The sequence below is a fragment of the Xanthomonas vasicola genome, from assembly GCF_000772705.2.
GTDB lineage: Bacteria > Pseudomonadota > Gammaproteobacteria > Xanthomonadales > Xanthomonadaceae > Xanthomonas > Xanthomonas vasicola.
Window position 1 is genome coordinate 41,639 of sequence record NZ_JSBW02000039.1, and the last position, 14,108, is coordinate 55,746.

The 14,108-nt window shown below is 63.8% G+C and carries 12 protein-coding genes and 1 riboswitch; of the genes, 4 read left to right on the top strand and 8 right to left on the bottom strand.

What is annotated here, in order from left to right:
* Positions 1 to 383: 383 nt before the first annotated feature.
* The 4 genes from NX05_RS09625 to NX05_RS09640 form a co-directional block, all read right to left on the bottom strand.
* Positions 384 to 2,339 carry an AsmA family protein gene (locus NX05_RS09625; RefSeq protein WP_039433332.1) on the bottom strand — a complete coding sequence of 652 codons (1,956 nt, stop codon included), beginning with the start codon at positions 2,337 to 2,339 and terminating at the stop codon, positions 384 to 386.
* A 58-nt stretch (positions 2,340 to 2,397) separates the two neighbouring features.
* Positions 2,398 to 3,042 carry a PAQR family membrane homeostasis protein TrhA gene (trhA, locus tag NX05_RS09630; RefSeq protein ID WP_010368729.1) on the bottom strand — a complete coding sequence of 215 codons (645 nt, stop codon included), beginning with the start codon at positions 3,040 to 3,042 and terminating at the stop codon, positions 2,398 to 2,400.
* A gap of 75 nt (positions 3,043 to 3,117) precedes the next feature.
* Positions 3,118 to 4,722 carry a peptide chain release factor 3 gene (locus NX05_RS09635; RefSeq protein WP_039433208.1) on the bottom strand — a complete coding sequence of 535 codons (1,605 nt, stop codon included), beginning with the start codon at positions 4,720 to 4,722 and terminating at the stop codon, positions 3,118 to 3,120.
* Between the two features lie 132 nt (positions 4,723 to 4,854).
* Complete coding sequence (locus NX05_RS09640; RefSeq protein WP_052239568.1) at positions 4,855 to 5,760, bottom strand: M23 family metallopeptidase; 906 nt, start codon at positions 5,758 to 5,760, stop codon at positions 4,855 to 4,857.
* A gap of 128 nt (positions 5,761 to 5,888) precedes the next feature.
* Positions 5,889 to 6,007, top strand: a riboswitch (SAM riboswitch).
* A 70-nt stretch (positions 6,008 to 6,077) separates the two neighbouring features.
* Between NX05_RS09640 and metX the strand changes: the two genes are divergently transcribed.
* From metX to NX05_RS09655, 3 genes are read left to right on the top strand one after another with little or no spacing between them, the layout of a single operon-like run.
* On the top strand, positions 6,078 to 7,106 hold the full coding sequence (gene metX, locus NX05_RS09645) for a homoserine O-succinyltransferase MetX (RefSeq protein ID WP_039433218.1): 1,029 nt from the start codon (positions 6,078 to 6,080) through the stop codon (positions 7,104 to 7,106).
* Positions 7,103 to 8,320, top strand: coding sequence for an O-succinylhomoserine (thiol)-lyase (locus NX05_RS09650; protein ID WP_039433219.1), 1,218 nt, complete (start codon positions 7,103 to 7,105; stop codon positions 8,318 to 8,320). The genes metX and NX05_RS09650 overlap by 4 nt, the downstream gene beginning before the upstream one ends.
* Positions 8,317 to 9,405, top strand: a complete 1,089-nt coding sequence (locus NX05_RS09655) for a homoserine dehydrogenase family protein (protein WP_039433220.1) — start codon at positions 8,317 to 8,319, stop codon at positions 9,403 to 9,405. The genes NX05_RS09650 and NX05_RS09655 overlap by 4 nt, the downstream gene beginning before the upstream one ends.
* Positions 9,406 to 9,758: 353 nt before the next feature.
* Here the strand turns inward: NX05_RS09655 and NX05_RS09660 are convergent, their stop codons facing one another.
* Both NX05_RS09660 and NX05_RS09665 read right to left on the bottom strand, forming a co-directional pair.
* A complete protein-coding gene (locus tag NX05_RS09660; RefSeq protein ID WP_039433221.1) occupies positions 9,759 to 10,790 on the bottom strand; it encodes an alpha/beta fold hydrolase in 1,032 nt (343 codons plus the stop codon).
* Positions 10,791 to 11,039: 249 nt separating this feature from the next.
* Entirely contained in the window at positions 11,040 to 12,422 is a 1,383-nt protein-coding gene (locus NX05_RS09665; RefSeq protein WP_010368746.1) for an L-serine ammonia-lyase, read from the bottom strand.
* A gap of 87 nt (positions 12,423 to 12,509) precedes the next feature.
* On the opposite strand from NX05_RS09665, the gene NX05_RS09670 reads away from it, so the two are divergent.
* Positions 12,510 to 12,752 (top strand): glutaredoxin family protein, encoded by a 243-nt coding sequence (locus NX05_RS09670; RefSeq protein ID WP_010368748.1) that lies wholly within the window; start codon positions 12,510 to 12,512, stop codon positions 12,750 to 12,752.
* Here the strand turns inward: NX05_RS09670 and NX05_RS25240 are convergent.
* Together NX05_RS25240 and NX05_RS09675 are read right to left on the bottom strand one after the other, a co-directional pair.
* Positions 12,697 to 13,104, bottom strand: a complete 408-nt coding sequence (locus NX05_RS25240; RefSeq protein WP_315897516.1) for an excalibur calcium-binding domain-containing protein — start codon at positions 13,102 to 13,104, stop codon at positions 12,697 to 12,699. The two genes, NX05_RS09670 and NX05_RS25240, sit on opposite strands and share 56 nt — an antisense overlap.
* A 431-nt stretch (positions 13,105 to 13,535) precedes the next feature.
* Positions 13,536 to 14,105: a YceI family protein gene (locus tag NX05_RS09675; protein ID WP_039433222.1), complete on the bottom strand. Its 570-nt coding sequence runs from the start codon at positions 14,103 to 14,105 to the stop codon at positions 13,536 to 13,538.
* Positions 14,106 to 14,108 lie beyond the last annotated feature (3 nt).

Sequence of the window (14,108 nt, forward strand, 5' to 3'; positions counted from 1 at the left end):
CCGATGCCGCGGTGATCGAGGCGATCCGCCTGATGGCCGAAAAGGCCATCGGCGCGGTGTTGGTGATGGATGGGCCGCGCCTGATCGGCATCGTTTCTGAACGCGACTACGCGCGCAAAGTGGTGCTGCGTGATCGCGCATCTTCGACCACCAGCGTCGCCGGGATCATGAGCGCCGAGGTGGTGACGGTGTCGCCGTCGGACACGGTGGAGCGCTGCATGCAACTGATGAGCGACGGACGCTTCCGGCATCTGCCGGTGGTCGAAAACAGCCGCGTGCAAGGTCTGATTTCGATCGGCGACCTGGTCAAGGCAGTGATCGAAGCGCAGCCGCAGGATATCGACCAACTGCAGCGTTATATCGCCAGTCGATGCTGCAGCGCGTTACTGCGCGTACTTGCCGCCGCAATCGCTGTCCTTGCCGGGGCCTGGTTCAAAGGTCGCAAGCAGGGCAGCCGGTGGGGCGATGCTGCCCAGTGCAACCGCAATCGCGCCGCGCATGCCCAGTGCCTTGAAGTCGGGGCGGAAGCTGGGGTCTTTGAAGGTGCCGCCGATCCGCAGCGGCGAGCGCAGGCTCAGGATGCTGCGGTCTTTCGGGCGCGGGCGTAGCAGCAGATCGAGGGTTTCATTCTTGAGGCTGATATTGCCTTCGCCGACGATGATGGTGTCGGTGCTGTCGAAGGCCAGCGCACGCGATTGCATCAGCCCGTCTTGCACGCCGAAGTCGCCGAAGATGCAGCGCACCGGGATCTGCCGGTCTTTGGTGATCAGGTATTTCAACGATTCCGCGATGTCCAGGCCGGCCAGTTCCATGATCAGATTGCCGACATGTCCGCGGCCCATGCCGACCCCGATGCTGCCATCGGCGCTGCCAAGCATGGCTGCAATCGAGTTGCCGCGGCCGCGCAGATCCAACTCACCGCCGATCGCGCCAGAGGCCTGTTTGGCGAGCGTGGCGTCAGGAAATAGCTGATCCAGACGAATGCCGCGGATGCCGGCTTTCAGCTGGGTGGTGATCACGGCGTTGCGCGCATCCATGTGGATGGTGGAGCGGATATCGCCGCCAGCGACGCCGAAGTTCAAGGGATCCAGCTGCAGCACGCCATCCTTCAACGTCAGCGCGGCGTCCATGTCGTCCAATGGCCATGACGGCGCGTTGATGCGCTGCGCGCGCCAACGCACCTGCGCGTCCATTGCACGCAATTTGGACAAGTCGTACGGCGTGGTCGGCAGAACGCGCGCGCTGGCGGCAAGTTGCGCGGCCTGCTTTTTCTGCTCGGCATTCGCCGATTCATTGGCTCCGGTCTTGGGCGGCGCACCGACGAAGCCGGCCAGATCGTCGAAATCCAGCCGTTTGGAGGCCAGGTCCGCACGCAGGATGGGGCGCTTGTTACGTAGGTCGATTTCTGCAGTGCCAGAAAGATCGCTATCGCCGGCAGTGCCGGTGAACTTCTCGTAGCGCCAGACATCGCCATCGCGGCGCAAGCGGCCGTCCAGCTTGTAGGGTGGCGTGGATGGCATCGCGACGCCGATCAGCGGATACAGTTCTTCCATATCCTGGCCGCTGAGCGCCATCTGCAGGTCGAATACACGGAACTGGAACGGATTGGTCAACGTGCCGCGCACATGCGTCCGCGTAGCGCCGGCGCTGCCGCGAAGATCAATGCGGAAAGGGTGTTCGCTTTGGCTCAATTCCAACGGTGACGCAGTATTGCCCTTGAGCGAGAACGGGTAGCCCTTCCAGCGGCCTTTGCCGTCGATGCCGATCGGGGCGGCGCGTTGGTCGCTGCTGGGAGGTGCCAGGCTGTTAATGACGACATCCACATCCGAGCGGCTGGCGTCGTCGATATATTGCAGACGCCCGTTGTTCACCAATAGGCGACCCAGGCGCGGCATGCTGCCGTCGCTATCGGACTGGTCGAAGACCCAGTTGCCCGGGTGACTGTCGTTGCCGGCTTCCAGCAACAGCGTGGGGTGTTCCAGCCGGATTTCCGGCAACTGCAGCTTGCCGCGCAGCAGCGGCCAGAGTTCGACATCGATCTCGGCCGCGTTCAACTCGGCCATCGCACCGCGCTTGGACCACGATGCATTGCCCAGGCTCAATCGCTCGCCGCGTACCGTGATGGTGCGGCCCAGATCGACATCCAGATGACCGAGATGAAATTCGCGCCCGGTCTTCGCACTGACCGCACGTTCGACCGGCCCGCGCAACCAGTTCCAGTCGAACAGCAACATGAAGATCGCCACCAGCACGGCAACAATGCCGATCCCGATCCACCAGCGTCGACGGCGCGATGCGTGCGAGGGCGAAGCAGCAGCGGAGGCGGGCGCGTTTTTCACGTGCGCAATGGTTGGCGATGGCTCGTGCACGGCGCGCGAACGCGCCGAAGGTCACCGATCACATCACCTGCGCAATCACCGCAACGAAGTGGCAAGCGCTACCGGCAAGCACGAACAAGTGCCAGATCGCATGGAAGTAACGCTGGTTGTCGCGTTGATAGAAATACGTGCCCAGCGTGTAGAAGAGCCCACCGGCCAGCAGCCAACACAGCGACCAGCTGTCGACCGAGCGCAGCAACGGCTCGACCGCCACGATGATCATCCAGCCCATGGCCAGATACAGCACCGTCGATAGCAATCGGAAGCGGCCGGTGAAAAACAGTTTGAAGATCACCCCGGCGGCGGCGATCGTCCAGATGGCAGCGAACAATCCCCAGCCCCATGGGCCGCGTAGATTGATCAACGTAAACGGGGTGTAGGTGCCGGCGATCAACAGATAGATCGCGCAATGATCCAGCACCTGCAGGCGCGCCTTGGCGCCCGGATGCGGAATGGCATGAAACAGCGTGGAGGCGACGTAGAGCAACACCAGCGTGGCACTGAACACGATGGCGGTGGCCAATTTCCAGCCATCGCCATAGATGGCGGCCAGCGTAATCAGCACCGAACCACCGGCCAATGCGGCAATGGCACCCAGGCCGTGGGTCACGGCGCTGGCAATTTCGTCGCGCAGGTCGGTCGAGTGGGAGGCGTCTGCGTTCATGCCAAAAAGGTACCGTAATTGCGAGCAATTCGCATCGCCGGCGGTGGCGCACGCTTGCCGACGGTTACGCGCAGGTCAATCGATTGCCTTGGCATGCGCATGTTCGCGAGTGGCCGAGAAACGCACCTCCGGCGCGCGTTCCTGGGCCAGCTGCAAGTTGACCCGGGTCGGTGCCAGATAGACCAGTTGGCCAGCCGCATCGATGCCCAGGTTGCCGGCATTTTTCTCGCGGAATTCTTCCAGTTTCTTGGCGTTGTCGCAGTGCACCCAGCGTGCGGTGGTGACGCTCACCGGCTCGAAGATCGCATCCACGCCGTATTCGTCCTTGAGCCGGTACGCCACCACGTCGAACTGCAGTACGCCAACCGCGCCCAAGATCAGATCGTTGCTCATCAGCGGGCGGAAGAACTGGGTGGCGCCTTCTTCGGACAGCTGCGCCAGGCCCTTCTGCAATTGTTTGAGCTTGAGTGGGTCGCGCAGACGCGCGCGGCGGAACAGCTCCGGTGCGAAGTTGGGAATGCCGGTGAACGACAGCGGTTCGCCTTCGGTGAAGGTGTCGCCGATGGAGATGGTGCCGTGGTTGTGGATGCCGATGACATCGCCCGGCCACGCCTCGGCGGCGATCTCGCGATCGGAGGCCATGAAGGTCAGCGCATTGGCGAGCTTGACGTCCTTGCCGCTGCGCACGTGCAGCGTTTTCATGCCGGCGGTGAACTTGCCGGAGCACACGCGCATGAACGCCACGCGGTCGCGATGCTGCGGGTCCATGTTGGCCTGAATCTTGAACACGAAGCCGCTCAGTTTGGCTTCGGTGGGCTCCACGCGACGGCCAGTGGTCTCGCGCGTTTGCGGCGGCGGTGCGTGTTCGATGAAGAAATCCAGCAGCGGCTGCACGCCGAAATTGTTGACGCCCGAACCGAAGAACACCGGGGTCTGCTGGCCGGCGCGATACGCATCCAGATCGAACGGATTGCTGGCGCCCTGCACCAGTTCCAGTTCGTCGCGCAGTTCGGCCAGCATCTGCTCGCCGATCTTTTCGACCAAGCCGGGCGCATCTAGCGACGGAAAGATGGTCGAATCCTGGCGAGTGAAATTGCGCCCCTGTTCGTACAGATGCACTTCGCCGGTGATCAGGTGCACCACGCCCTTGAGGCGCTGGCCCATGCCGATCGGCCAGGTGACCGGTGCGCACTGGATGCCGAGCACGGTTTCCACTTCGTCCAGCAGATCGATCGGGTTCTTGCCCTCGCGGTCGAGCTTGTTGATGAAGGTCATGATGGGGGTGTCGCGCAGCCGGCAGACTTCCATCAACTTGATGGTGCGTTCTTCCACGCCCTTGGCTACGTCGATGACCATCAGTGCCGAGTCCACCGCGGTGAGCACGCGGTAGGTGTCCTCGCCGAAATCGGCGTGGCCTGGGGTGTCGAGCAGGTTGACGATCTTGCCCTCGTACGGGAACTGCATCACCGAGGAGGTCACCGAGATGCCGCGCTCTTTTTCCAACGCCATCCAGTCCGAGGTGGCATGGCGTGCGGCCTTGCGGCCCTTCACCGAGCCGGCCATCTGGATCGCGCCGCCGAACAGCAACAGCTTTTCAGTCAGCGTGGTCTTGCCGGCATCGGGGTGGGAAATGATGGCGAAGGTGCGGCGGCGCGCGGCTTCGTTGGAGACATCGGACATGGGCGGTGCGCGCCCGGTCGGACGCCTGCGGAAACTGAGGAAGCCGATGATTATAGCGGCTTCGCTGCACTACGCCTTTTGGGCAGAGTTGGCGCCCTCGATATCGGCTGGCGCCGTGGCCGGGGCCAAGCCTCACGGGGCTGGCGAGGGAAACTGCAGTTCGCCCTGCGGGCCGAGCATGCGGAACGGGAGCGAGACCAAACGCATGTCGGCATTGCGCTGGATTGCGAAATGCAGGTGCGGCGCGGTGCTGAAGCCGGTATTGCCGGATGCGCCGAGCCGCTCGCCGATGCATAGCGCCTGGCCCGGGCGCACGGCCACGCCGTCGGGCGCCAGGTGGGCATAAATGGCCATGCTGCCATCGGCGTGCAGCACGCGCACCAGGTTGCCGCCGCCGGCTGCGGGGTCGTTCGGGCTGTTGTCGACGACATCGCGCTGCACCTGCATGACCACGCCGCCGCGCGCTGCCAGGACCGGCGTGCCCGGCGGCATTGCGAAGTCGACCGCGTACCAGTTGGGCGGATCGGCATGGCTGAAGTGTCCGCCAAAGCCCTGCGCAACCTGCACCGGCACGCCGCGGAATGGCAGCTGATAGAGCACGGGCTGCGGGGTAGCCCGCGGATCGCCCGGCACCACGTCGAGCATGAGCCCAAGCCCGCCCAGGGTGCGCTGGTTGCTGGCTGGATACAGCCGGGTCACTAAGCGGCGCTCATGCGCGGCCAATTCGAACGTCAGCGGCAATTGCGGCATGGCGCGGTAATCCTCGCTGGGCGGTGCGCTAAGGCGCAGTTGCGCCGGCCCGGCCACTGGATTGGTGACCCAGGCCAGGTAGACCGGGGCCTGCCATTCCAGTTGCAGCGCAGCGCCTGTACCGATGGTGGCCGGCGCGGATTGTGAGGGCAGTGACTGCGTTGCGGCAACGCCGGGCCAGTGCCAACGCCAACGCTGCTGTGCGTCTACCGGGCGCGCGCAGGCCAGTAGCAAAACGAACGTCACGTTCAAGGCCGACAGGGCAGTGCGAGGCACGAGGTGAGGCACGCCATCGACTCAAACAAAAGGGGCGCAAGTATGCGGCCCATCACCGGTCGGAGTGGTATCGAATGAAAATATATCTTTCCATCCGCATGAAGAGATTGACATTGCAACAATCCGCTGGCATCTTGACCTCACCATCGAGACCGGCGGAGGGACAGGCCCTTTGATGCCGGGGCAGCCAGCGAGCGCGCAAGCGTCCGCGTTTGGTGCCAAATCCTGCGGGGACCCCGCGTCCGCCGAAAGATGGTTCGAATCGTGCCTTGTGCACGTCGAACGCGAGCTCCGCGAAGCTCGATGGCCGATCCACCCTGGATACCGCCATGAGCCTCGTGAATACAGCATCGCCGTCTACCAACGATTTCGACATCCCCGCCACCAGCGACCAAGCCATCACTGCCGTGCGCGGCGAACTCGTCATCGCTTTGCCGATGCGCCACGCCGGCATGCGCGAGTTGCGGCTGCGCTATGAATTGATCGGCGCGACTAATGCGCCGGTGGTGTTCGTGGCTGGCGGCATTTCTGCGCACCGTCATCTGGCCGCCAGTGCGCTGTTTCCCGAGAAGGGTTGGGTGGATGGGCTGGTCGGTAGCGGCCGCGCGCTGGATCCTGCCGCGCGGCGTCTGCTGGCCTTCGATTTTCTCGGCGCCGATGGCAGCCTGGACGCGCCGATTGATACCGCCGATCAGGCCGATGCGATCGCTGCGTTGCTGGACGCGCTAGGCATCGGACGATTGCTCGGTTTTGTCGGCTATTCCTACGGCGCGCTGGTTGGATTGCAGTTCGCCATCCGCCATGCGGCCCGCGTCGGCACTCTGGTTGCAGTGAGCGGTGCGCATCGCGCCCACCCCTATGCCGCAGCCTGGCGTGCATTGCAGCGCCGCGCGGTGGCGCTGGGTCAGCTGCAATGCGCGGAACATCATGGCCTAGCGTTGGCACGACAGTTCGCCATGCTCAGCTACCGCACGCCGGAAGAATTCAGCGAGCGCTTCGATGCGCCGCCGGAAGTGATCAATGGCCGCGTGCGCGTGGCCGCCGAGGACTATCTGGACGCCGCCGGTGCGCAATACGTGGCGCGTACGCCAGTCAACGCATATCTGCGTCTGTCCGAATCCATCGACCTGCATCGCATCGACCCCGCGCAGGTGCGCGTGCCCACCGTCGTGGTGGCGGTGGAGGGCGACCGCCTGGTGCCGCTGGCCGACATGGTCAGCCTGGTCGAAGGTCTGGGCCGGCGCGGCAGCTTGCGCGTATTGCGCTCGCCATATGGCCACGACGCCTTTCTCAAAGAAATCGACCGCATCGACGCAATTCTCACTACCGCCCTTCGCAGCACCGGAGAAACCGCATGAGCTTTCGTGACCCCACCGACGCCCCCTGTACTGCTGCCACTGCCGCCGTGCGTGCCGGTATCGACCGCGATACCGCCTACGGCGCGGTGACCCCGCCGATCGTGCTGTCGTCGAATTTTTCGTTCGATGGTTTCGGCAACAAGCGCCAGTACGACTACACCCGCAGCGGTAACCCGACCCGCGACCTGCTCGGCGAAGCGTTGGCCGAACTGGAAGGCGGCGCGGGCGGAGTGATCACCTCCACCGGCATGGGCGCGATCAATCTGGTGCTCAATGCGCTGCTGCAGCCCGGCGATACGCTGGTGGTGCCGCACGATGCGTACGGCGGCAGCTGGCGCCTGTTCAATGCGCTGGCCAAGAAAGGTCACTTTGCGCTGATCACCGCCGACTTGACCGACCCGCGTTCGCTGGCCGATGCGTTGGCGCAGTCGCCCAGGTTGGTGCTGATCGAAACCCCGTCCAATCCGCTGCTGCGCATCACCGATCTGCGCTTTGTCATCGAAGCTGCAAAGAAGGTCGGCGCGTTGACGGTGGTTGACAATACCTTTTTGTCGCCGGCACTGCAGAAGCCGCTGGAGTTCGGTGCCGATGTGGTGCTGCATTCCACCACCAAGTACATCAACGGCCATAGCGATGTGGTGGGCGGTGCGGTGGTGGCGCGCGACGCGGAGCTGCATCAGCAACTGGTGTGGTGGGCCAATGCGTTGGGCCTGACCGGCTCGCCGTTCGATGCCTTCCTCACCCTGCGCGGGTTGCGCACGCTGGACGCACGTCTGCGCGTGCATCAGGAAAATGCCGATGCGATCGCCGAATTGCTGGATGGGCATACGGTAGTGAATCAAGTGTATTTCCCGGGGTTGGCGTCGCATCCTGGTCATGCGCTGGCTGCGCGTCAGCAGAAGGGTTTCGGCGCGATGATGAGCTTCGAGTTGGAAGGCGGCGAAGCGGCAGTGCGCGCGTTCGTCGATGGCCTGCGCTACTTCACCCTGGCCGAATCGCTGGGCGGGGTGGAAAGCCTGATCGCGCATCCGGCCTCGATGACGCATGCGGCGATGACCGCCGAAGCGCGTGCAGCAGCCGGCATTTCCGATGGCTTGCTGAGGCTGTCGATCGGGATCGAATCGGCCGAAGATCTGCTGATCGATCTGCGCGCCGGTCTGGCCCGCGCAGAAGCCACCTTGACCCCCACCAACCGTAAACAGGTCGACGCGTGAGCACGGTGCTGCCTGTTTCGCGCCGCGCTCTGGTCGCTGCGGTAACGCCCACTCCGCGGCTGGCGTTGCTGGGCACCGGCACCGTGGGGCGCGCCTTCGTGACGCGCTACACCGCGTTGCAGCAGCGCCAACTGCGTTTGCCGCGCTTCGATTGGCTGGCCAATTCGCGTATTGCGCAGGATTGCGGTGTGAGTGCCGAGCAGGCGTTGCAACAGGCCAATGCCGCACCGCGTGGGCAGGCGGTCTTGCAGCCGTGGGCAGAAACTACCGCGCTGCGTGCCGGCGATGTGTTGGTAGACGCCACTGCCAGCGATGTTGTCGCCGATTGGCATGTCAAATGGTTGCTGCGCGGTGTGCATGTGGTCACCGCCAATAAACTGGGCCAGGGCACCGCGTTGTCGCGTGCGCAGGCGCTGCATGCTGCGCGTCATGCCAGTGGCGCGCATTACGGCGACAGCGCCACCGTGGGCGCCGGGTTGCCGGTGTTGAGCAGCGTGCGTGCATTGGTCGCGGGCGGCGATAACATCCATTCGATCGAAGGCGTGTTGTCTGGCTCATTGGCATGGCTGTTTCATTGCTACGGCGGCAGTGGTGCGTTTTCCGATTGCGTGCGCGAGGCGATGGCGGCCGGTTATACCGAGCCGGATCCGCGCATCGATTTGTCGGGCGAGGATGTGCGGCGGAAGTTGCTGATCCTGGCGCGCGCCGCGGGTTGGCAGCTGGAAGCCGAGCAGGTGCATGTGGAATCGCTGGTGCCGGCCGCCATCTCCAAGCTGCCGCTTACCGAGCTGGATGCGCAGTTGGGCGCGCTGGATGCAGTGGTGGGCGCACGTTTGCAACAGGCGCGTGCGGCAGGACGTTGCCTGCGCTTCGTTGGACGTGTGGATGCACATGGGGCGAGCGTGGGCTTGCGCGAGTTGGCGCTGGATCATCCCTTGGCCGGCGGTGCCGGTACCGACAATCGGGTCGCGATCAGCAGCGACCGGTATCGCGCGCAGCCGCTGTTGATCCAGGGGCCAGGCGCCGGTGCCGAAGTGACTGCGGCGGCGCTGCTGGATGATGTGTTGCGTATCGTGGCTGGGTGATGGGTTGAGCGATGAGCGGCTGAGCTTTGCAGGCAGCTGCTCCCGTCGGCGGGACAGACGATTTATTGCCGATCTTCTTGTCGCGCGATAGCACTGGGCAAAGTGCTTTAGTCGTAAAACGGGCGGCCATCGGGTTGTACTGGAAAGCCTGCACTCGGCGATCTAGAAGTTGAGCCGCTGTTTTGATAACCGCAGAACACATGCTTGTTTGATCTGTACTTTGTTGCTTGGCGCGGACGTGACTGCGGGCAAGCACCGCAGTGTCGAGCCGCAACCCTCCTATATTGCGGTTGCGGCCATGCACCAGCGGTGACACTGCAACTGCGTGGCACGTTCAACTCCATGAAACGCCGTTATTGCGCAATCGCCTTCAACAAGGCCGCATTGAACCGCTTGGGGTCCTGCACCTGCGGCGAATGCCCGAGGTCGGCGAATTCGACCAGCGTCGCGTTTGGAATGGCCGCAGCCGCGCGCTTGCCCAGCGTGGGGTAGTCACCAACGCGCGCCTTGACCTCCGGCGGTGCGGTGTCCTTGCCGATCGCGGTGCGGTCCTTGAGGCCGATGAACAGCGTAGTGGGTACCGTGAGCTTGGGCAGCTCGTACACCACCGGCTGGTTGAACACCATGTCGTAGGTCAGTGCCTGATTCCAAGCCACCGCCTGCTTGCCGGGCCCCAGCGACATGCCGGCCTGCATGCGCGCCCAGCGTTCGAACTCCGGCTTCCACTGGCCGGCGTAATAGACCTCCATCTGATATTTCTTGATCCGCTCGAAGCTGATCTTCAGCTCGTTGTCGTACCAGGCGTCGACGCTGCGCCACGGAATGCCTTCGGCCTTCCAGTCTTCCAGGCCGATCGGGTCGACCAAGGCGAGGTGCTCGGTGCCCTGCGGATACATCAACGCGTAGCGGATCGCGAGCATGCCGCCCATCGAATGCCCGATCACCACCGCATGCTCGATACCTAGTTTATTGAGCAGCGCGTGCGTGTTGTCGGCTAGCTGGGCGAACGAAAACTGATACGCCGCTGGCTTGCTGGATTTGCAGAACCCCACCTGGTCCGGCGCGATAACGCGATAGCCAGCCTTGCTGAGCGCTGCGATGCTGTCTTCCCAGGTCGCAGCGCAAAAGTTCTTGCCGTGCAGCAGCACTGCGGTGCGCCCGTTGGGCTTGCCGCTGGGCGCGACATCCAGATAGGCCATTTCCAGCGGCTGCTGTTGCGAGGTGAAGGCGTAGGTCTTGACCGGATAGGGATAGCCGAAGCCTTCCAGGCGCGGGCCGTAACTGCGTTCTTGTGCCATCAAGGGGCCGCAGGCCATGGCGAGGGCGAGGGCGAGGGCGAGGGCGAGGGCGAGGGTGCAGACAAGCTGTCGCATTGCGATCTCCATCGGAATCCAGCCTTCGACGGTACATGCATGTGTGTAGCGGCGACGTACAACTCGATCAGGCATGCTGTAGCGCGCTACAACTTGGGTCAGTTCGTCGCATCGCCAGGCGGGGGTTGCCTACACATGCGTTTGAGCGAAATGTTGTCCAGTTGGCAGCGCCGTTGCAATGAACGCGTTTTCGTAGCAGAGCGCGCTGCTGTCAGTAATGCGCGCTCTGCGTGCGATCAATGAAAGCCAGGCAATGCGCGCTCAGCATTCGATGACGTTTACCGCCAAGCCACCGCGGCTGGTTTCCTTGTACTTGTCCTGCATGTCGCGGCCGGTATCGCGCATGGTTTTGATGACCTTGTCCAGCGAGACCTTGTGCTTGCCGTCGCCGCGCATGGCCATGCGGCTGGCATTGATGGCTTTCACTGCGCCCATCGCGTTGCGTTCGATGCATGGGATTTGCACCAAGCCGCCGATCGGATCGCAGGTCAGGCCCAGGTTGTGTTCCATGCCGATCTCCGCAGCGTTTTCGATCTGACCCGGGTTGCCGCCAAGCGCGGCGACCAAGCCGCCGGCGGCCATTGAACAGGCCACGCCCACTTCGCCCTGGCAGCCGACTTCGGCGCCGGAAATCGAGGCGTTTTCCTTGTACAGGATGCCGATGGCAGCAGCGGTCAGCAGGAAATCGAAAATGCGTTGTTCCGATGCACCGGAGCAGAAACGGTCAAAGTAATGCAGCACCGCCGGGATGATGCCGGCCGCGCCGTTAGTTGGCGCGGTGACGACACGGCCGCCGGCAGCGTTTTCTTCATTGACTGCGAGTGCGTACAAGTTGACCCAATCCAGCGTCGTCAACGGATCGCGCATGGCCGCTTCCGGCTTGGAAGAGAGTTCGCGGTACAGCGCTGGCGCGCGCCGCGAGACATTCAGGCCGCCGGGCAAGGTGCCTTCCTGACGGATGCCACGCTCCACGCAGGACTGCATTGCATTCCATAACTCGCGCAGGCCTGCACGGATCTCGTCTTCGCTGCGCCAGCTCTTTTCGTTTTCGAACATCAGTGCGGCAATGCTCAGGCCGCTGCGCGCGCACTGCGCCAGCAGTTCGTCGCCACTGAGGAACGGGTAGGGTAGCGGCGTTTCGTCGGCCACGATGCGATCGTCGGCAGCATCGTCCTGGTTGACCACGAAGCCACCGCCCACCGAGTAGTAATCACGTGTGGCGATCACCGCTTCATCGGCATCGTAGGCGCTAAAGCGCATGCCGTTGGTGTGGTACGGCAGCTTCTGCCGCTTGTTCATCGGCAGGTCGCGCTTTTCGTCGAAGGCGATCTCGTGCTGGCCCATCAAGCTGATGCGCTTGCTGGTGCGGATGCGCTCCAGCGTGGCCGGGATGATGTCCGGGTCGATCAGGTTGGGGCGGTGGCCCTCCAGCCCGAGCAGCACCGCCTTGTCGGTGCCATGGCCGCGGCCGGTCAGGGCGAGCGAGCCGAACACTTCGGCGCGGATACGTACCACTTCCTGCAGGCGCCCGGCATCGAGCAGCCAGCGATGCACAAAACGCTCGGCGGCGCGCATCGGCCCCACGGTGTGGGAAGAACTCGGACCGATACCGATCTTGAACAGGTCGAACGTGCTGACAGCCATGCGTGCCGAAGAGGTGAGCGTAAAGGCGGCTATTCTAGTCGTTCGGCGATTGCGGCACGGCTGCAGCGCAGCATGAGAGCTCGGCGGATGCCCCTGACCTTGTTTCAACGCGACGATTGCCACCTGTGCGACCAAGCCGTGGAAGTGCTGGCGCAGGCGGGCGCGGGCGATTTCGACAGCGTGTTTATCGATGACGATGCGGCGCTTGAGGCCGCTTATGGCGCGCGTGTGCCGGTGCTGCGCGATGCCGGCGGGCGCGAGCTGGAGTGGCCGTTCAATCATGTCGGCCTACGTGTTTGGCTGGATGGATCAGTGGTGCCGGTGAGGTGACCACTCCAGCGTGGCTCGCAGGCATTGCGAATGGTGCGTTTGCACTGATGCCTGCAGCGCGGATGCAATGAAGTAGAGCTTCAGATGCCAGTGTCACCTCGCAAGGCACGCCGTCGTGGTCGCCATCCATTTGCGTGCCTGGGCAATGCTGCAGCACGTATCGGGCATCGGCGCAGGAGCTCATCTGTGAACAGTGGGTGCGCCCGCCGCAACTGAACTGGCTGGCGGCGGCAGGTGCAGCTGCTGGACGGGCAGGCGAGGCGAGCCGCTCCGCTACCGGTGCAGGCGTCAGTACTGCGCTCAGTGTGGCGCGCTGTTGAAATGCAAAGGCGCCTCCACCGAGGACGGCCATCACGACCAAGACCTTGCTCAGCCCGATCCGCCCCTGCCTAATTCTTCGTGCGACGTACTGCTTCGCGTCGCGATGTTATGTCTGGATGCAGGTGTTCCTGCGCGCACGATGCGCACCGCACGGGTGCGTCCGTCTGTACCGGGCTTGGTCTCAAAAGAGAGCGCCTCACCGATGCGCGGCGCTTCGAAGCCGCGCTGGAATGGGGAGATATGCACGAACTGATCATCTCCGGGCTGGGCAGGGGTGAGGCCGAAACCGCGATCGGTACTCCAGCGGGTCAAGGTTCCATGTGTGCGCATCCGCGGCGTCCCTGAAGTGAGCCGAGAGTCTAGCTGTCCTTCGCTGTCACTCGACCCGCGGGCACAAAAAAGCGGCGGACCCGACGAGGTAGTCCGCCGCTCAGTGGCTGCGTCCGGTTGCGGCCTGTGGCGTTACTTCGCCTTCAACACGACCTTGGTGCTGATCGCGGTTTCGTTGGGAATGGTCTTGGTGTCGGCCCAGTCGCCGCCGCCTACGCCGAAGTCCAGCCGCTTGACCACGGCCTTGCCCGCCAACACCGGCTGCGCGCCAGGCGTCCAGGTAAAGGTCAGCGTGACCGGCTTGCTAACCCCGCGCAGTTCCAGGGTGCCGTCTGCGGCGTATTGATTACCGCCCAGGGCACGGAACTTGTCGGCGCGATAGCGCGCAGTGGCGAACTTGGCGACGTTGAAGAAATCCGGGCCCTGCAGGGTGGAATCGCGGTCGTTGTTGCCACTGACCGCGCTGGCCAGCGGAATGCGCACGTCGAGCTTGGCGCCGGCAAGATTGGCCGGATCGAAACTCAGCGTGGTGTCGAAGCCGGGGAACTTGCCGGTAAACACTTCGCCGTCGTACTTGCTGGCGAATACCAGGCTAGAGCCCGGCGCCTGCACGTAATCGGCGGCCAGTGCCGGCGCCGCGGCGAACGTGGCAACCAGCGAGGCCGCGACCAGCATCGGAGAAACAAACAACTTGGACGACATGGG